This is a genomic window from Photobacterium sp. J15, from assembly GCF_963870815.1.
Taxonomy (GTDB): domain Bacteria; phylum Pseudomonadota; class Gammaproteobacteria; order Enterobacterales; family Vibrionaceae; genus Photobacterium; species Photobacterium marinum.
This window is the reverse complement of sequence record NZ_CAWMUI010000002.1, coordinates 1,740,147-1,758,082: the sequence shown is the minus strand read 5'-3', so window position 1 is coordinate 1,758,082 and position 17,936 is coordinate 1,740,147. Positions and strand designations below refer to the sequence as shown.

Genomic DNA, 17,936 nt, shown 5'->3' with positions numbered 1-17,936 from the left:
GATTGATTATGAAAGTACTAGTTAAGAATGTGTCATTGTTTGACGGGATTAATGAGGCTATCAGGCAGGGATGTTTCATCAGTGTTGAAGATGGTGTGATCAGTGAGATCAGCCATCAGCAAAATCCGACAATGGAATATGATCGGGTAATCGATGCTGCGGGTTATACGGTAATCCCAGGACTGATTGATGCCCATACCCATATCGCGCTTTCAGATACTTTTAATGCTATCGATAACATGACAGCAGAAGAAGTGGCGGTGCGATCTACGGTTATTGCCCGTGAGATGCTGGAACGCGGCTTTACCACGGTGCGTGATGTCGGCAGTAACTGTTACGGACTGAAGCAAAGTATCGACAGCAACTTTGTACCGGGGCCGCGTATCTACCCGAGTTATGCTGGTATCTCCCAGACCTGTGGTCATGCGGATTACCGTCAGAATCGAACCCAGCGTTCGAACTTCAACCAAGGATTGGACGATTCCAGCTTTATGCGTCAGGGACATCTGGTGCTGGCTGACGGCGTGCCCGAGTGTCTGAAACGAACCCGTGATCAGATTTTCATGGGCGCGTCACAAATCAAAATATTCGGTGGTGGCGGTGCATCTTCACTATTTGATCCGCTCGACACGATTCAGTACACACGAGAAGAACTGCGGGCGATTGTGGAAACGGTGACCAATTACGGTTCGTACGTCTGCAGCCATATCCATGCCGGTCCTGCAATGAAGATTGCTATCGAGGAAGGGGTTAAATCCCTCGAGCATGCTACATTCATGGATGATGATATTGCCCGCTTGTGTTTGGATAAAGAGGTCTGGGTTGTACCGCAATATGCGACAGCAGAGCTGATCGCCAACCGTAAAATCCCGCTCGACAGCGAAATCCTTTATCAAAAAACCGAACGTGTCGGTAAAGGGTTGCTGAAACAGGCAGAACTAGTTGAGAAATATGACCTCAAATGTGCCTTCGGTACTGATTTGATTGGAACACCAGAGGTACATGCGAAGCAGAATGCTGAGTTTTCTGCACGTAAGAAATATTTTGGTTCATTCCGAGGGCTGAAACAGGCGACATCAGATGCCGGTGAGCTGCTGAAGTTGTCAGGTTTGCTGGATCCGTACCCGGAAGGCGATATTGGTGTGGTTTGTGAAGGTTCTTACGCTGATATGTTGTTTGTTCGCGGAAATCCTGTTGATGATTTGGATATCCTGGCCAACCCGGACAACATTCAGGTCGTGATCAAGGGCGGTGAAATCTTCAAGGATACCCGCGAGATGTAACGTTGCTGATTAGCCTGAACTATCGCGATAAAAAGCCGGCCAGCATATGCTGACCGGCTTGATTGTTATTCTGTTTTACCGTGCTATTTGCTGATTACAGCAAGGTTATCATTAATGGTCTGTTCTGCATCTGCCAGCCACTGATAACGCTTAGTGTAAAGTCTTCGCTTGGTCTTTTTCAGCGTTGATGGGTCTTTGCGTGGCGGATTTACCGGAACACTGAATAGGTATTTGCTAATCGGCTCGCCACCGTATTCAGTCCAGAAATCGTCATAATCAAAAGTAACAGATTTGCGTTTCGAGCCGACATATCTCAGCGCCTGATAAATATGGCCCTTGTTAGATACGCCCTTAACTTCAGCAACTCCCCAGATTCGAGCAAGGATCAGCGCAACTTCGATCATCAACGCTTTTGTACGCAAACCATGTAGTGAACGGGTCAGGGTTACGATCAGGCTTTGTCGGTCAGTGATATCATCTGCCGGTCCCTGAACCATGCCAATGTGCATTGTCTTTTGCTGGCAGCCAGAGATATTAAATGACATGGAGTAGATGTTCTGACCCTTGTCATTAATGAGCTTGATGCCAAGCCCGCCTTCTCTTCGGGTACCGCGGTACAGGTTAACGCGATACTCTTCATCTTTGGAATCTGTAAAGGTAAGCAGTGTCACCCCTTCACCTGAGACTACCTGAGCAGACTTTTCACCAAAAATCTGGCTGACAAACTGGTAATGCTCTTTTAGGTGAGTGGTTCGTTCGCTGCCAGACCAATTTACACACAGGTAAGGTTTTAGTGGCTTTTCAATAATATCCGGGTTTTTATCCAGCACTGACTTTAAGTTTTTGTCTTCAAAAACTTCTGTCATTGATTTAATCGCTTTGCTATTAGTAATTCCCCAAAAACAGAAACGGGCATTTTTGCGGATTTTGTTTATGCCTTTGGTATTGGGATAAATTTCGTTAGCAAGCTTAGGTAAATTGGATATGTAACTGATGGCAGCCAAAACAAACTTCCTGATAATTATATTATTAGCGGATAATACATTGCCACTATGCTTGGTGGTAGTAAAAAAGTGCTGTTAAAGTGAAAAAAATGCTTCTTAGTACTATGGTAATGGATTTTGTTATATTGCTTTGTATTAATATGTATTTGATTGTATTTATATAAAAATTAATTTTATTCAGTAACTTATGGTGTTTAAATGCGCTTGCCTGATGATTTCGGTGATAGCCCGAAGAAAGATTTAACCTCTCCAAGTGAGCGTCAGCATGTTCTGATGCATTGTTGTTGTGCTCCCTGTTCAAGTGCCATGATCGAAGCGTGTTTATCCCACGGTATTCAGCCGACGATTTTTTACTATAATCCGAATATTCATCCTGAAAAGGAGTACTTGAAGCGCAAAAACGAGATCATTCGTTTTGCTGAGGTACTTGGGGTGGATTTTGTCGATATGGATTACGATCCGAAAACCTGGTTCCGGGAGATGAAAGGCTACGAGCATGAACCGGAGCGAGGAAAGCGCTGTTTGCATTGTTTTCAGTTACGGATGGAAAAGACGGCAAATTACGCGAAAGAGCAAGGTTTTACTCACTTTACGACAACATTAGCCAGCTCTCGATGGAAAGATATTAATCAGATTCGACAGGCCGGACAGACGGCGGCCTGGCTGACAGGTAACACTGCCCAGTACTGGGATCAGGACTGGCGTAAAGGTGGCTTATCGGCAAGAAAAGACAGTTTGCTCAAGCAAATTGGTTTTTATAATCAGCAATATTGTGGTTGTGCTTACAGCCTGAGAGACAGTAATAAATGGCGTAAGGAAAAAGGTCGTCCGCTGATCAGTTTTGACGATGAATAATAGGAAAACATCAGAAAAAAACGCTTTCGGTAAGCATATAAAAATTTAAAGGATAATTGTTACATGGAGTTAGTTTCCCCATCTTGTGAATATGAGGATATTTTTCTGGCATTTCTTGATGACATCAAGCGATTTGATGCGCCGAATGCTGAATTTTATGAACCCGCGTGTTCGTCATTTTCGAAATATGTTCAGTCTCTGATTGATGAATCGAGAGGTGTTAATCTGCCAGAGGGATATGTTCCCTGTAATCATTACTGGTTTTTAAATCAGAAAGGGAAAATGGTTGGCGTGCTACGGATCCGGCATCATATTGAAACGCCTTTTTTGTCTCATGAAGGCGGGCATATTGGTTATGATATTGCGCCGAGTTTTCGCGAACAAGGCTATGGCACCCAAATGCTTAAACATGGTCTGGTCAAAGCTAAGCAATTGGGACTGGAAAAGGTGTTGATCACCGCAGATGAAGACAATATTGCATCAAGAAAGGTGATCGAAGCCAACAGTGGAGTGCTGGAACAGATCGTGATGGGGCGTTTTTTTCCCTGCCTGGTTGCGAAGTATTGGGTTACGTGTCAGTAGGGTTTGGTTTTTGTCCGTTTTGCAGATGCTAGGCTTTAGCCAGAAATCGCTTGCGGTAATCTTTAGGAGGAAAACCGGTGAGCTTTTTAAATGCCCTTGAGAAATGGGCAATATCAGCATAACCCAGCTCAGAGGCAATATCGGTGAGTGAATATTGCCCGTTTTCCATTAACTGACAGGCCGTCGCCAGCATGATGTTGTCTCTGACATTTTTGAAACTGGTATTTTCCTCTGCCAGACGGCGTTGTAACGTACGGGCGCTGGTGTTCAGTATTTCGGCTGCCTGCTGTAAGGATAGCGACTGGCGAGAAAGGTACGGTGCCAGTGCCAAATAGACAGTTTCAAGGAAGTTTAGCGCTTTGGGATCATCCTCTCGGGAGACTTGAGATGTAAAACTGGCCGGAAGATGAAGCGGAAGTGCCATCAATTCGCTTGAAAGTTCGATCGCGGCCAGATTTCGGTTTGCGTACAGCACAGTTTTCGGGTTGTTCAGTATTTCGGCCAGCTTATCGGCTTTCTTTGACTGGATAGCAATACATGTTGGTTGCCAGTCTGTTTTACTGAGTAAGCGAATAAACTCAATCAGGAATAGAACAGCAAAGATTTCGGCCCATAAAAACTCTTCTGTATCCTCTTTATCTTTAAACCGACAAAACCACGGCGTGTGGTTGAAGTACTCGATACTGATCGTCGCTGAAGGTGACTCATGACGGACGGCTGTTTTCATTTGTTCTATTGCCTCTCCCAAGGTTTCGGGACTTCGGAGATGGCGGAGCATCTTCGGAATGAAGTATTCACGGTTGGCTGTGCGCAGTAGATCGCCGTAATACTGGGGATCGGCGCGCTCTGCCATCAGCGCCAGTAAATGTTTAACCGGTGTTTCAGGAAGAAACTCATGGCGGGTTCGCATAATATCATCAGGCAGTCCGGCGGCTTTGAGGAGTGGATAGATATCAGCCTCAAAATGTTTGAGCATTTCGACTAATGTTGCTGCATGAGCCGTTTTGATTAACGGAACCAGTTGGCCTGGGATCATTCCTTTACTCCGGAAATGGCTGGTATCAATAGTATACCTGTGTATCTGCTTGTTGCAGCTGCATCCCTGCAGCTACTGAAATTATGCCTGAGTCGCCTGTCGGGATTTCTTAGGTGAACCGCGGAAAATACTGATGATAGCCTCTATCGTGTAGTAACCACATACAGCAGTAAAACTTAGGGCACTGAATTGCTCGCCCATTGTTACAGATGCGCCAATAAGCTCAAACAGTTCTCCACCGAATTTCTTCACATAATCCAATGCCCATTTGTATACCAGGTAAAGCTTAGTCAGGGTGATGAAAACCAGATAAGCCTTACCGTATGGAGTACACAGGAATTGCTTAATTTTGGCCCAGATCTTTTTCATTTCACTTCTCGCTTAATGTTGGTTTGCTTGCTGACGAGATGAAGTATAAAAAACACACAAAACCAAACTTATCATTTTACGCCACATTGGGTGTATTGAATGCGTTTTTATTTAAATTGTTGTTTTTAAATGTTTTATTGTTTATTCCGCGGTTTGTTTAAATTATGGTTTGGCGTGAAATGGTAAAAAATAAATTCTATTTCGATTTAAGATCGCGGCGTACGATTAATCTGATGAGGTCGTTATGAGCCAAAAAGATCCTGAGTTTTCCCCAGTTGAAGCCAGTTCAGTGGCTTGCGATGAACCTGTCGTTTTTGATGAGAAAACGAAAAAGCTTGAAAGTGCTTCAGGCAAGCCATCAAATAAGCATCTGACTCCCCGAGTCATCACTCTAGTGGTGCTGGCTGTGTGTGTCGGCTTGTTTCTTTTTTATCTTGTTGCCGACAGGATGATCCCGACTACTGATATGGCAAGGGTAAGAGGAAATGTTATCCCGCTGGCTCCGCAAGTATCAGGTGTAATCAATAAAGTGAATGTCACACCTAATGAGTTAGTGCAGGCTGGAGATGCTTTATTCCAGATTGAACCGACGGATTATCAGATTGCGGTAAAAAAGGCTGAACAGGGCTTGGAGCTGGCAGGTAAACAGATTGGTGTTCAGACGGCTTCGGTAGAAGCGGCTCAGGCCAGATTATCTGATGCGTTGATAAATCAGGAAAATGTCCGGCGACAGGCCGGGCGTGTGCTGACGATGGCTGATAAAGGCATTGTGACTCAGGCAGAAGCGGATAAAACCCGAGCAGCCATAGCTCACGCCCGGGCTCAGGTAGACAGCGCCAGGGCTGGTTTGGCTCAGGCGAAAAAGCAGCTTGGTAAGCTTGGTGAGGAGAATACCGAAATGCAGGCGGCGTTGCTGGCACTGCAAAAAGCACAATTGGATTTGGAGCGAACAGTTATTCGTGCTCCGGCGATGGGCGGGGTGTCTAACTTTCGCCTTGATGAAGGCTTTTATGCCAGTAAGGGACAGCCACTGATGACGTTTGTATCCGGTGAAGACAGTTGGATCGAAGCTTATTATCGTGAGAACAGCCTGGGCAATATGAAGTCCGGTGATCTGGTTGAGATTGCTCTGGATAATGCGCCAGGTGATATTTTCCGCGGGCGTATTGCCAGTATTGATTATGGCGTGAACTGGGGACAGGCGCAGCAATCCGGGCAATTAGCGACAGTTGCTAACCAGACTGGCTGGTTACGCCAGACCCAGCGATTTCCTGTAATGGTTCGTTTTGAAGGGGATGTCCCCCACGGCCTGTTACGAGTCGGTGGTCAGGCAGACGTGATGGTTTATACCGATGAGGCATCGGTAATGAACTTGTTTGGCAAGCTTTGGATTCGTCTGATCAGCTGGATGTCTTATGTCCGTTAATATCAATCTCATGCCAGAGGCTCAACAGGTATTGTTGACCCGCCGGATCTTGAGGTATGCGTTGGGTGTGGTTCTGGCGATGTTGCTGGCATATGGCATTAACTGGACTTTTGCTTATGTGATGCCGGTGTTTGTGGCTAAGTTTTTCGCCGACAGACCGGAACCGACCAAAGAAACCTTTGATGAGCTGTTTCTGGCTATGGTGGTAACCGTGCTGATTGCAATGGCAGTCAGTAATGGCGTGACCCAGTATCCGCTGATTCTGCTGCTGTTGGTCGGTTTGCTGATGTTCTGGGCCTATTACCTGTTTCAGAATCCGAAATGGAATTTCTTTGCCACTATCCTGATGATCACTGTGTTGTTAGTACCGTATATGGGGGTCATTCACCCGGCAGCAGCCCTGATGCTTGGTAAGGGACTGATGATTTCCGGAAGCGGCGCAGTAATGATTTTCTGGCTGATGCATAGCCTGTTACCGGATCTTGATAGTGTGGCGATGCGGTCAGCTGCACACCCAGAACAGGGGACAGCAAGTGCTGATACTGACAGAACCTATGAGGCAGAACGTGTCCGTAATGCGCTGAAGGCACTGGCTATCAGTTTTCCTGTCATTGCTTATTTCTACTACTTCCAGATTAATGGTGCGCTGCTGACGATGGCGTTTATCGGGATTTTGTCATTACAGCTAAGCAGTCCGAAGAGTATTAAGCTCAGTTTGTTTTTGCTACTGACTAACTTGGTTGGCGGAATTTTGGCTGTTATTGCTTATGAGTTGCTGGTGACCGTACCCTGGTTTCCTTTTCTGCTTGCCATGATGGCGATATTCAGCCTGTTGTTCGGGCAGAAAATTTGTACTGAACCGGGCAAAGCACCGATTTATGCCGGTATTTTCTCTGCGATGCTGGTCGTTTTTGGTGCCGTGATCTCCGGAAGCGATAAAGCGATTGATGTCAGTTTCTATACCCGTATTGGCCAGATTTCTATGGCCGGTATCTACTTAATATTCGTTGCCTGGCTGGTGGATTTATATAATACGTCACCACTAAATGATGACTATTCAAGTTAAATTAACATGTCATTTCTTAATTATCACTCGGCACATTAGCCAAAAATAAACAAAAAGAGTGAAAATTAATGTTGGAAGGAGCTCACAGAGGATTGGTAACAGATAAGTTGATTAAGAGTTTTTATTTGAAAATGTCTCGAAATAGAAAAATAAAGCAGTTAATTCTCTTATGGCATTAATTGGTTTTTGTGTTTTTGTTGGTGGAAGGTTGTTCACAAGGTGATGTAATTTATAACTCCAACTTTAATGTTGTGTTTATTTGGTTTTAATACAGCTTGTTTTTGTTAAGTTACTGTTTTTATGGTTTTTTGTGTTTTGGTTTTTAATTGGTGATAATAGTATTTAAAAATCTAATACTCATTTTTAGTGTGCCTTAAAGCTATTAATGAGTGCTTTTATGTTCATTTGAATTATATGTCGACTCAACTTATTGTTCGCGCTTAATAGAACTTGCAATGAAAATTAACGATTTCAATACGATTGTATATTCATTGCCGGAAGATGGTTTTTTAATAGCTCCTAACGAATAGCTGTTATTTAAAGCCATCTGAAACCTAAGCGTAGTAAATTTAAGGAGAGCGAATGTATAGGCCTATGTTGATGAGTGTACCGCTCATCATGATGTTGACAGCTTGTGGTGGCGGTTCTGATTCCAGCACTGCTCCAGATTCAAAGAAAGTGCCTCAGAAGGGCATGACCTTTAGTGGAATGGTGTATGACGGCCCGATGGCTGATACAACTGTTTCTGTTTTTGCTGGTAAGCATCTGCTTGCTAAAGCAGAAACAGATCAGAACGGTAAATACTCGGTCGATGCTTCGATCTCTGTTAAACAATACGAACAAATCAAATCTCAGCCAATAACCTATCGTGCTCAGCGCGGGGATATTTTCTTATATCATTATGACGGTACCAGCCTTGAGCAGGCATTAAATAACAAGAAGAATAATGCGCTGATAACAAACTTCACAACGGTTGAGTATCTCTATGCAGATACTGATAAAAATGACTTTGTTACTCGTAATGAGTGGAAAGAGTATCTGCTTAAGGATCGTAGCGTTATTGAACCTCTAATTGTTCGTTATGGTGTCGGTCTCAAAGCTGTGGTTGATTACTCAGCCACAATGGCCGGCTTTGATAACAGTACAAACTGGCTACGTGCATTACGTGATGATAATGCGTGGGAACAGTGGTATGGCATGAATGGCTTGTCTTACCGTGAAGCGTGGGAGACAACTTTCACCGATAGTTGGTTCCTTGAAAAGCAAGGTGAGCACTTTAATGATATCAGTGGCTGGCATGATCAGGTTGACAATGTGACGATTCCTGAACCGGGTGAGCCTGTATTAGAAAATATCATTCTTACTGGCGTGCCGCAGAAGGTCAAAGTCGGTGATAATGTGATTCCTCGGGTTTTTGCCTTGCTATCAAATTTCAGTTCGAAGGATGTAAGCTATAAGGCAAAGTATGATGTTAAGCCAGAGAATGCTTTAGCATTTAAAGGTGATCATCTGGAAGTCATGCATACAGGTAATGTCACACTAATTGCCAAGTACGATGGCGCTACCACACAAATTTCTTTTAATGCCGTAGATACTGCGCCACAAAATATTGTATTGAGTGGCATTGGTCAGCATGTCACGGTCGGCGACAAGCTGATGGCAAATGTATCGGCGTTATGGTCTGATGAAAGCGCTACTGATATAACTTCTCAGGTTAATTGGTCCTGTACGCCAGCTGGTGCTGTGGAAATTAAAGACGGTTACCCACAGGTAATGAAAACCGGCCCGATTACGCTGACCGCTGAATATCAGGGGGCTACGGCTACCACGCAATTTAACTCTGATGCTGCTGTACTAACGTCATTGCGTTTGAAAGTTTATCAAAATTATCAGTATCTTAATGATCAATTCAATATTGTTGCTTATGGTGTTCACCATAACGATTATCATCTCGACTTTAGTTCAGAAGTTGAGTGGACGACCAGTGATGCTGAAATTCTGGAATCACTAGGTGGCGGTGAGTTTCGGGCTAATAAAACGGGTAAAGTGAAAGTTATTGCCACTAAGGGAGATCTTAAGGCTGAACTAACTGTTGATATTACAGCGAAGTTGCTCGGTATCAGTTTGAATCTGCCAAATAATTTAATATCCCGCGGTGAGAACCTGCAGCTGACTCTGAATGGTGAATTTAATGACGGTACAGTTGCCGTAATTAACGACGATATTGTCTGGAGCAGTGATAATTCAGAAGTGCTGGAAGTGACAGAAGATGGCGTGGCGAAGGGTATTACTGAAGGTGAGGCTGTTGTTACGGCAAGCTATAAAGATTACACCCTGGAAGAGAAAGTAAAAGTAACCCATCCAAAGATTGTCAGTTCAACACCAAGCTTTGTTGATGGTGTGCTTACAATGACAGAAGGCGATGTGCTTGAATATAACTTCAAGTTTGTTCGTTCAAATGGCGTTGAGCATGAGTTTACCGCAACTTCTGCTTATGGTACTGAAGAAATGCGGATTGGGGAGCATGCGTTTCGAGAGAATAGCGACGAATCCGGAATTCAGATCGCGTATATCGATGATGAAAAAGAGCGTATATACGCAATTCGTTCTGGGGAGGAACAATTAACCATTGATAATGTATCGGATGAGTTTAAGCATATTCTTGTTGAACTTGGCGCTATCGAAGCAGATGTTCGTACAAGTTATGTAACACTGAAAGTCAATATTACTGATAATCGAGATGTGTATCAGTGGAATCGCTTTAAAGGAAACTCGCCAATTAGCGGTGAAAATGACGATGAAACAGCAACAGTGATTCAGGCTATTCAAAGTGGAGATACCCTTTATCGCTTCTGGTTTGTAGATGGTTCTGAAAAAGACGGAATTTACGTTACTAAACTGACGGCTGAAGGCGAATCTGAGCCGGAATTTGTTCTGGCCGCAAATAAGTTTGTGAATGAGTACGATTATACGTACACGCATGAGCTAATTGAAAATGGCATTATCCATGATAGTTATGGTTATGTATTGTTGATCACCGATAACGATAATAGTTCATCGGATAAGCGACAAATCGTTTACCGTTATAAGTTAAGTGACAGTACCTTAACCGAAGTGGATATTTCTGGGTTCAAGCGTGATATTTTCAACATCGTCCGTCATAGCTTTGCTTTTACACCGACAGGTGATTTGGTTGTTCTTGATGAAGATACGACATCAGGTAGTGATAAATTTGTAACACCGTATATTTATCATTTTGACACCAGTACCTGGGAAGAAAAAGCCAAGATCTCTGGTGAACATATTCAACTTCCTTCTGATAATTCACATATTGCGGTATTAAATACCAATGATATGTCAAGAACACCATATTTGGCTCCAGTATTGAGCATTATGGATTTGGAAACGCTGGAAGTAACCAGCCAGGAATTTGTTATTCCTGGTGATGCTGAATATGTTTGTCGTGATATTGAAAACATGAGTATAGCAACCGGAGAGAGTACACTGGATTCCGGCGCTGGTTGTATGGTGGTGAAAAAAGGCGATTATGACGGTGTCGGATATTGGCTATGGGATTCGATTGCTGAGCTTCCAATGCTTCATCTCTTCGATGATGGTAAAGCAAAATATACTTCGAATAACCATGGTGTTGCAGCTCGTAAGCAAGACGGTAATATGCTCTTCAGTAGTGGGCGAATTACTGTAGATAGCGACACGAGTGTCAGTTGGACGGATATTGCTGAAGTTGTTGATGTTGAGGTTGATGGAATTGTTGAAAAGCAAATTAAATCTCAGCGTTACCACATAAATGACAATTACCTTGATGCAAATATCAGCACGAAGATTAAGGAAGGTAGTCAGTCTCTAATCCAAAACCCGAATGTGTCGAATGAAACATTTGCCGTCTTTAACCGTCGCACCATTGTGATTGATGAGCACGGCCAATGGCAAAGTGATAAATATATGTATCAGTTGCCAGAAACTATTTCTGGTACTTATCAGCTGTTTAATCTCGGTGATGTGTTAGTCATTAGTCCGGAGTCAAGTGATCGCGATTCTCAATACTGGCTTCTTCAGATGCGTAAGCCATTGGAAGAGGAATTGCCTGAGGAGCCTGTAGCTCCTGTTGAGCCGGAAGAGCCAGCTGAACCAGAAAAAACGGCAGAGCCGGAAGCTCCTGTTGAACCTGCTCCTGCAGAATAACCAAGCCGGTATATGTAAATAATAGTAAGGGCTACATGCGTAGCCCTTTTCTTATTATCAGGGCAAATGATTATTCTTCTTTTGGTCTGGTAAACCCGCCATAGAGATCTAAACGACGGTGACGAAGGTTGGTGACTGAACCTTCGGTATTGAGGTATTTCAGTTTGTCGAGCTCGACATCGGCAAATATGATCATCTCGGTATTCGGGCTGGCTTCGGTAATGGTGGCGTCGTGGGGGAAATAGACGTCGGAGGGGGAAAATACCGCGGACTGGGCGTACTGAATATCGACGTTATCAACTCGGGGGAGGTTGCCGACACTGCCACCAAGAGCCACGTAACATTCATTTTCTATCGCCCTTGCCTGAGCGCATAATCTGACTCGCAAGTAACCATTTTTGGTGTCGGTCCAGAACGGAACAAAAATGATCTGCACTCCCTCTTCCGCCAGCATGCGCCCAAGCTCCGGAAATTCTGCATCATAACAAATGAGTATTCCGACGCGGCCGCAATCGGTATCGAAGACTTTCACTTTTTCTCCACCATCAATGACCCAGTCCCGTTCTTCATGTGGGGTAATGTGGATTTTGTATTGCTCATCAATACAACCGTCACGATGGAGGAGATAGGAGATATTATAAAGCCGATCATCTTTTAGAACCGGCATGCTCCCTGCGATGATATTGATGTTGTAGGTGACCGCCATTTGGGAAAAGCGTTGTTTAATATCTTCGGTAAATTCGCTTAAAAAGCGGATGGCTTCGACGGATGTTTTTTCGTTCTGTAATCCCATTAGTGGTGCATTGAAAAATTCGGGAAAGAGGGCAAAGTCGGCGTGATAATTGGAGAGCGAAGAGACAAAAAATTCAGCCTGATTCATTAGATCTTCAACGGACACCATTGCCCGCATCTGCCATTGCACCAAACCGAGTCGCACCAGGTTCTTTTCTGTATTGATAACCGAGGGCGTTTCTTCTTCATAAAAGATATTGTCCCATTCCAGTAGGGTGCCATAGCCACTGGATTTTGTATCCTCGGGCAAATAATGTTTCATCAGGCGCTTTACGTCGAAGTCGTTGGATAACTGGAACGACAAAATGGGATCATGAAGCTCTTTGCGCTTCACTTTTTCGACATATTCAGGGACAGACATTTCATCAGCGACGTTGTGATAACCGGGAATACGGCCACCAGCTAAGATCGCTTTAAGGTTATTGTTACGGCACAGATCCTTACGCGCTTCATACAAGCGTCGCCCGAGCCGCAGCCCCCGGTAGTCAGGATGCACAAAGACATCTAGGCCGTATAAAGCATCTCCGCTGGCCTGATGCTGAATCACATTTTGTTCTGTGATTATGTCGGTGTATGTGTGACTGAGTGAAAAGCGGTTATAGTCGACTTTGATGGTGAGCGCGGCACCGATAATTTTTCCGCTGTCTTCAATACAGATCTGGCCGTCCGGAAATTGGTGGATGAGATCCATGATTGTCATCCGTGGCCATGCCCCGCCCACATCGTGAAACACCAAATCCATGAGTGTCGCTAGCTCAGGATAATCACTTGATTGGATGTTGCGTATGTTCAGCAGGGGAGTGTTGCTCTCCATGCTAATGCTCTCCTTATCGCTGTTGTTACCAACCGAATTACCTCGATTGGTTTTATGGGGAGTCTTGTTTGTAACCATCACAAAGTCTGGCACAAAATTTGTGCTTTTCCTGTAAGTTGAGTGAGATCTGAGAGGTAATTGAATAAGATGGAAAGTGTTATTAGAAAAAGTGGATGGGGAGGTGAAACCATGAATGCGGAAAATTCACATTCATGGTCAACACAAAAAGCGGCAGGGGGATGCTTATGCGAGATGCTTACCTAGTCGTTTTGCCAGACAAAGCAGAGTGTAGGTCGGCGGAAGCCCCCATGCTTCAGGAATGACAGACGCATCACAAACATAAAGCCCCTGAAATTCCGTTTGTAGATTACTGTCGACCACGTCGCCAATCTTAGCGCTACCGCCCTGATGAGCTGCAAAATGATGGGTGCGGTAAACATGGCTGCAACCGGCTTGACGCAAAATGTTCTCAGCAATTTCAGAGCCCGTTGCCAAGCGCTGCTTATCGCTGTCACCCAGTTTTTTGCTCATCCATTTCTCACCGATGACGCCATTGGGTTCGTCTTTTGCTTTAACCATGATCGACAGGGTATTGTTAGCAGAAAGCATATTTCCGAACTTCCCGACCTGAGCTGTAAACAGATGAAAAAAAGGTTTTGGCAGGCTGAGATCAGAAAGCAAAATGCCATCATCCGTTAGGTGAAGACCCGCTGCCATCGGAATTTCACCGTCTGGGAAGTGGTCGTTTACTTTTCCCATGACAGCAATTACCGGGTCGATGAAGAACTGCTGCCCGGCCTTTTTGATCCCGGTTTGCTGAAGAATTTGAGCAGAGCCAATTCCCCCCGCAGCCAAAATGATGTTATCAGCAAAGACGGAGTTTATTCGGCCCTTATGACGGAATTTAACGCCGACCGCTTTGTGACCGTGCGTAAGTACTTCGGTCACTTTAGCTCCGGTAAGTAGTGTGGCTCCATGGCAAACTGCATCGTCAAGGAAATCTCTGGCAGTCCACTTTGCATCTGTCGGGCAGCCATAAGCACAAAGGTGACATTGTGGCTGGCATTTGTTGATATCAATGAATTTATCCAGCTTGTCCCATTTTAGGCCCAGCTCACGGGCTCCGCTGCTGATGGCTTTAGCTACCGGCCCCATTAAGTGCTCCGGAAGTGGATTAATGGGTAACTCCTTTGCGATTTCAGCAACTTCAGCGGTTAAGTCGACACCGTATTGTCGGAACATATCAATCGGTGGTGTCATTGCTCCGGCATAGTTGATAGCCGAGCTCCCGCCAGCGGTTATTCCCCGAATAAGCAGTGACAAGTCGCGAGTCACGTAGGCACTCTTTCCCGGAATTGCCGCCATTTGTGCCATTTGCCAGAAGGATCCTTTAAGCGGAGTATTGTTTCCCCACTCCAGAATTAATACCTGCTGGCCCTGATGAGTTAGCTCTCTGGCAATAGTCGCTCCGCCCGGGCCGCTTCCGACAACGATGGCATCATAAGATGAATGGAGGTCTGCTGGCATCTTGTTGCTCTCCATGAAAAAGGAACTGATTGATAATCAGGGCAATAATGGAAGGTTACTATACTGCAACTTCTTGTCGAACGGCATTGGAGATTAACTGGTAATACCCTAGTGTCAGGAAATGTGAAAGGTAAAGGTTGATCAACGAGGGCAGGTTCGTAACCCGAGAGTTGTTGATGCAAAATAAGAAAAGCCTCGTCAAACAAATTATGTTTAACGAGGCTTCAGATTACCAATTCATCTAACACAAAAGCAAAAGGACAGTGAAGGGGGAATAGGATGAAACCCTGACCTATAGCTTAAATTGTTTTCCGCAGTCTTTGCAGCGATGGATTGATTTGTAAAACAAGCGTTGCCAGAAGCTACGCTTTATTCGCACTAGCTGAGTACAGTTACATTCCATGTGCCATATACCTATAAGCTATATTAAGCAAAAAGTTTCACTGCATTTTACTGAACTATGGTCACGCATTTCAACTGTACTGCAGTATATTTAGCTGATTATTAAATGTTTCTTACAAATCAATGGCTATGGATTTAGTAGCTTCTGGTCGGCCGTATTTTATTTCACATATTGATCCGGTGATTGTTTCAGCTTTCCGATAGCTTCGCCCAGGTAGTCAACCAGCATCCTGACCTTGGGAGAAAGGTGGCGGTTGTGCGGATACAGTGCCCAAATACCGTCATCTTTTTCCATAAACTGAGTAAGCAGCGGGATTAGCTGGCCATTATCGATATAGTCCTGAACATAGTAGTCCGGCAGTTGGACTATGCCGAGTCCCTTCAGTGCTGCGTCAGTCAGTGCGTGTCCACTGTTACAGCTCAGGCGGCCTTTAATTCTGATATTACGAGGTTTGCCGTTTTCGAGAAAACGCCAGTAATCGAGAGTGCCAGGCAGGCAGTTGTGATGTTCAAGTTCAGATAATGAATGGGGAATACCATAAGTCGCCAGGTATTTTTCAGATGCACAAACATACTGGGTTCGAGAGCCGAGCTTTTTTGCCATCATGCTGGAATCGTCCAGTTTGCCGAGGCGAATCGCCAGATCAAAGCCTTCATCAACCAGATCAACTTTCTGGTTTGACAGCAGGAGCTGAACTTCCAGCTCTGGATACTTCTGCATGAAATCGTTGATCAGCGGTGCGATTGTGCCTTCGCCATAGGTTACCGGTGCAGTAATTTTTAACAGGCCGCGAGGAGTGGTTTGCAGGTTGGTGATTGCTCGCTCTGCTTCTTCCAGACCGTCGAGAACCTGACGGCAGTGCTGGTAGTAAATACGACCAACTTCAGTGACTGAAACTTTGCGGGTTGTGCGATAAAACAGTTTGGCTGCAAGCCGGGCTTCCAGCGCGCTGATTTGTCGGCTGACCTGTGCGGTTGATATGCCAAGGCGTTTTGCCGCTGCGGTAAAGCTTTCAGCTTCAGCCACAGCGACAAATTCACTGACGCCTTCCCAGTTGTACATTATTACCACCATGTAACATTTGCTTTCATATGGTGGTGATTATTAATTAACTAAGAAGTAATAGCGAGTGTGAAATCAGATAAAACGGATATCGACGGCCTGAAGCTTGCTCTTGGAGTCGTCCATTGTGAACTCAACCAAGCTGCCAGATTCCGGTGCGTGTTTACCACGGATGCTGATTGCTTCAAAGCGAATGTCACCGCCTAGATCACAAGTGATCAGGCCTGTTTTATCTTTTGGGTTAAAACTACGGATAATACCGGTTTGTGAAGTCATAATATTTTCCTTTCTGCCCAAATCATGCTCTGCATGCTCAATAGCACCGAGTCTTCATGTTTGTGGCTATCAATCTGAGTACAAATACAATCCGGCCACGTTTTCTTCTGTGGCTGATGTTCTTGAAACCCATTGACCTTTTATTTCTTCACAGCTAAGAGTTCACCCTACTCATTAGCTCATCACTGCAATATCGCCTGCAACGTTAGCGATGGCAGTGGAAAGAAATCATCTGAATGATCTTTTTGGGAGGTCTTCTTACTTTGACGGAAGTGAGGAGTGTTCTTCGAAAATCACTGTCAGGTCTGAGTTCCAGACTTAAAAACACTAAACAGAAAACAGGCTGTTGTAAATAGCCTGATTGCACAAAAGTGTGATCTATTTAATCTTATTGCTCGTACAGTGCTCCTGTTTGTTGAATTTTAATGAAAAAAACTCATTTTATTTAACCTGAATTTATTTGCTGTGATGCGAAATTTTTGTTTTTCATACCCCTCTGACCTGATTCTTTGCTTGTTTCTTGCTCAGTTTTTTCGAACATCTCCAATCAAAATGCATTATCGAGTGTGAGCAGCATCACAACTAATCTTTATATCAAGACGCAGCCACACTGCGTAATTAAACAAAACAACAGTTGATAGTGAGGAAGTTATGAAAAAGTCAATTTTAGGAATTATGCTTGGTGTTGCTGCTTTTTCAGGTACAGCAATGGCAGATTTGAAGCTTGATGTAACACCACAGAAAAACGGCGCTTGGGTGATAGTTGAAAAAGCGGGTATGCCACAGGAAGGTGTTCAGGTTTCCCTGCATGGACAAAGCTATACAACGGCTGAAAATGGACGGGTATTTGTTTATAGCACTGGTGAGTCTGCTCGCTCAGTAACAATTAAAGCTACAGATGAAGAGGGTAACTCTATTTCAACTAAAGCATTGATTCCCTCTAATCGCTCATAAATTTTAATTACTCTTGGTTATGGTTTTTGAAGGCAAGGAAATGTTCCTTGCCTTTTCATTTCTAAAACATCCCTCTCTTTTGAGACATCAGTCCCGCTTCTGAAACAGGCCATCTAAACTAAGAATATGTACTCTTCCCATAGCCTGACAGCGGCTTATCGTGACCTTGGGGTTACGATAGGTAAGTGGATGTTATGTCCAGATATTTTGTTTTACTGGGATTGCTTTGGCTGATAGGCGGTTGTGCCTCCGTTTCTCAATCAGAACACGCCTTAAGCGAATTT

The 17,936-nt window shown here is 44.4% G+C and carries 14 protein-coding genes; 7 read left to right on the top strand and 7 right to left on the bottom strand.

What is annotated here, in order from left to right; genetic code table 11:
• Positions 1–8 precede the first annotated feature (8 nt).
• Positions 9–1,283, top strand: a complete 1,275-nt coding sequence (locus AACQ93_RS24700) for a metal-dependent hydrolase family protein (RefSeq protein WP_064609551.1) — start codon at positions 9–11, stop codon at positions 1,281–1,283.
• An 83-nt stretch (positions 1,284–1,366) separates the two neighbouring features.
• On the opposite strand, the gene AACQ93_RS24695 is transcribed toward AACQ93_RS24700, so the two are convergent.
• Complete coding sequence (locus AACQ93_RS24695; RefSeq protein WP_064609550.1) at positions 1,367–2,287, bottom strand: VirK/YbjX family protein; 921 nt, start codon at positions 2,285–2,287, stop codon at positions 1,367–1,369.
• 198 nt (positions 2,288–2,485) lie between these two features.
• Between AACQ93_RS24695 and AACQ93_RS24690 the strand changes: the two genes are divergently transcribed.
• A complete protein-coding gene (locus AACQ93_RS24690; RefSeq protein WP_064609549.1) occupies positions 2,486–3,142 on the top strand; it encodes an epoxyqueuosine reductase QueH in 657 nt (218 codons plus the stop codon).
• Positions 3,143–3,205: 63 nt separating this feature from the next.
• Positions 3,206–3,724, top strand: coding sequence for a GNAT family N-acetyltransferase (locus AACQ93_RS24685; RefSeq protein ID WP_064609548.1), 519 nt, complete (start codon positions 3,206–3,208; stop codon positions 3,722–3,724).
• A gap of 28 nt (positions 3,725–3,752) precedes the next feature.
• Here the strand turns inward: AACQ93_RS24685 and AACQ93_RS24680 are convergent, their stop codons facing one another.
• Both AACQ93_RS24680 and AACQ93_RS24675 read right to left on the bottom strand, forming a co-directional pair.
• Positions 3,753–4,760 (bottom strand): helix-turn-helix domain-containing protein, encoded by a 1,008-nt coding sequence (locus AACQ93_RS24680; RefSeq protein WP_064609547.1) that lies wholly within the window; start codon positions 4,758–4,760, stop codon positions 3,753–3,755.
• A gap of 81 nt (positions 4,761–4,841) precedes the next feature.
• Entirely contained in the window at positions 4,842–5,129 is a 288-nt protein-coding gene (locus tag AACQ93_RS24675) for a hypothetical protein (RefSeq protein WP_064609546.1), read from the bottom strand.
• Between the two features lie 244 nt (positions 5,130–5,373).
• Here AACQ93_RS24675 and AACQ93_RS24670 point away from each other — a divergent pair, with 244 nt between their 5' ends.
• The 3 genes from AACQ93_RS24670 to AACQ93_RS24660 all read left to right on the top strand — a co-directional run bounded on the left by AACQ93_RS24670 (position 5,374) and on the right by AACQ93_RS24660 (position 11,824).
• A complete protein-coding gene (locus tag AACQ93_RS24670; RefSeq protein WP_064609545.1) occupies positions 5,374–6,555 on the top strand; it encodes an HlyD family secretion protein in 1,182 nt (393 codons plus the stop codon).
• Positions 6,545–7,621, top strand: a complete 1,077-nt coding sequence (locus AACQ93_RS24665) for a DUF2955 domain-containing protein (RefSeq protein WP_064609544.1) — start codon at positions 6,545–6,547, stop codon at positions 7,619–7,621. The genes AACQ93_RS24670 and AACQ93_RS24665 overlap by 11 nt, the downstream gene beginning before the upstream one ends.
• Positions 7,622–8,203: 582 nt before the next feature.
• The gene (locus tag AACQ93_RS24660) at positions 8,204–11,824 is read left to right on the top strand and encodes a hypothetical protein (protein WP_064609543.1); all 3,621 of its coding nucleotides are present in this window, start codon (positions 8,204–8,206) and stop codon (positions 11,822–11,824) included.
• A gap of 70 nt (positions 11,825–11,894) precedes the next feature.
• Here AACQ93_RS24660 and AACQ93_RS24655 read toward each other — a convergent pair whose 3' ends face one another.
• The 4 genes from AACQ93_RS24655 to AACQ93_RS24640 form a co-directional block, all read right to left on the bottom strand.
• The gene (locus tag AACQ93_RS24655; RefSeq protein ID WP_064609774.1) at positions 11,895–13,430 is read right to left on the bottom strand and encodes a bifunctional GNAT family N-acetyltransferase/carbon-nitrogen hydrolase family protein; all 1,536 of its coding nucleotides are present in this window, start codon (positions 13,428–13,430) and stop codon (positions 11,895–11,897) included.
• A gap of 243 nt (positions 13,431–13,673) precedes the next feature.
• Positions 13,674–14,957 (bottom strand): FAD-dependent oxidoreductase, encoded by a 1,284-nt coding sequence (locus AACQ93_RS24650; RefSeq protein WP_064609542.1) that lies wholly within the window; start codon positions 14,955–14,957, stop codon positions 13,674–13,676.
• A gap of 562 nt (positions 14,958–15,519) precedes the next feature.
• Positions 15,520–16,422 carry a LysR substrate-binding domain-containing protein gene (locus tag AACQ93_RS24645; RefSeq protein WP_064609541.1) on the bottom strand — a complete coding sequence of 301 codons (903 nt, stop codon included), beginning with the start codon at positions 16,420–16,422 and terminating at the stop codon, positions 15,520–15,522.
• A 75-nt stretch (positions 16,423–16,497) separates the two neighbouring features.
• A complete protein-coding gene (locus tag AACQ93_RS24640) occupies positions 16,498–16,698 on the bottom strand; it encodes a cold-shock protein (RefSeq protein ID WP_064609540.1) in 201 nt (66 codons plus the stop codon).
• 651 nt (positions 16,699–17,349) lie between these two features.
• Here AACQ93_RS24640 and AACQ93_RS24635 point away from each other — a divergent pair.
• A complete protein-coding gene (locus AACQ93_RS24635) occupies positions 17,350–17,652 on the top strand; it encodes a hypothetical protein (RefSeq protein WP_064609539.1) in 303 nt (100 codons plus the stop codon).
• Positions 17,653–17,936 lie beyond the last annotated feature (284 nt).

Coding starts and splice junctions, on each gene's coding strand:
- AACQ93_RS24700 (WP_064609551.1), top strand. CDS start 9: ATGAAAGTACTAGTTAAGAATGTGTCATTGTTTGACGGGATTAATGAG.
- AACQ93_RS24690 (WP_064609549.1), top strand. CDS start 2,486: ATGCGCTTGCCTGATGATTTCGGTGATAGCCCGAAGAAAGATTTAACC.
- AACQ93_RS24685 (WP_064609548.1), top strand. CDS start 3,206: ATGGAGTTAGTTTCCCCATCTTGTGAATATGAGGATATTTTTCTGGCA.
- AACQ93_RS24680 (WP_064609547.1), bottom strand. CDS start 4,760: ATGATCCCAGGCCAACTGGTTCCGTTAATCAAAACGGCTCATGCAGCA.
- AACQ93_RS24675 (WP_064609546.1), bottom strand. CDS start 5,129: ATGAAAAAGATCTGGGCCAAAATTAAGCAATTCCTGTGTACTCCATAC.
- AACQ93_RS24670 (WP_064609545.1), top strand. CDS start 5,374: ATGAGCCAAAAAGATCCTGAGTTTTCCCCAGTTGAAGCCAGTTCAGTG.
- AACQ93_RS24665 (WP_064609544.1), top strand. CDS start 6,545: ATGTCCGTTAATATCAATCTCATGCCAGAGGCTCAACAGGTATTGTTG.
- AACQ93_RS24660 (WP_064609543.1), top strand. CDS start 8,204: ATGTATAGGCCTATGTTGATGAGTGTACCGCTCATCATGATGTTGACA.
- AACQ93_RS24655 (WP_064609774.1), bottom strand. CDS start 13,430: ATGGAGAGCAACACTCCCCTGCTGAACATACGCAACATCCAATCAAGT.
- AACQ93_RS24650 (WP_064609542.1), bottom strand. CDS start 14,957: ATGCCAGCAGACCTCCATTCATCTTATGATGCCATCGTTGTCGGAAGC.
- AACQ93_RS24645 (WP_064609541.1), bottom strand. CDS start 16,422: ATGTACAACTGGGAAGGCGTCAGTGAATTTGTCGCTGTGGCTGAAGCT.
- AACQ93_RS24640 (WP_064609540.1), bottom strand. CDS start 16,698: ATGACTTCACAAACCGGTATTATCCGTAGTTTTAACCCAAAAGATAAA.
- AACQ93_RS24635 (WP_064609539.1), top strand. CDS start 17,350: ATGAAAAAGTCAATTTTAGGAATTATGCTTGGTGTTGCTGCTTTTTCA.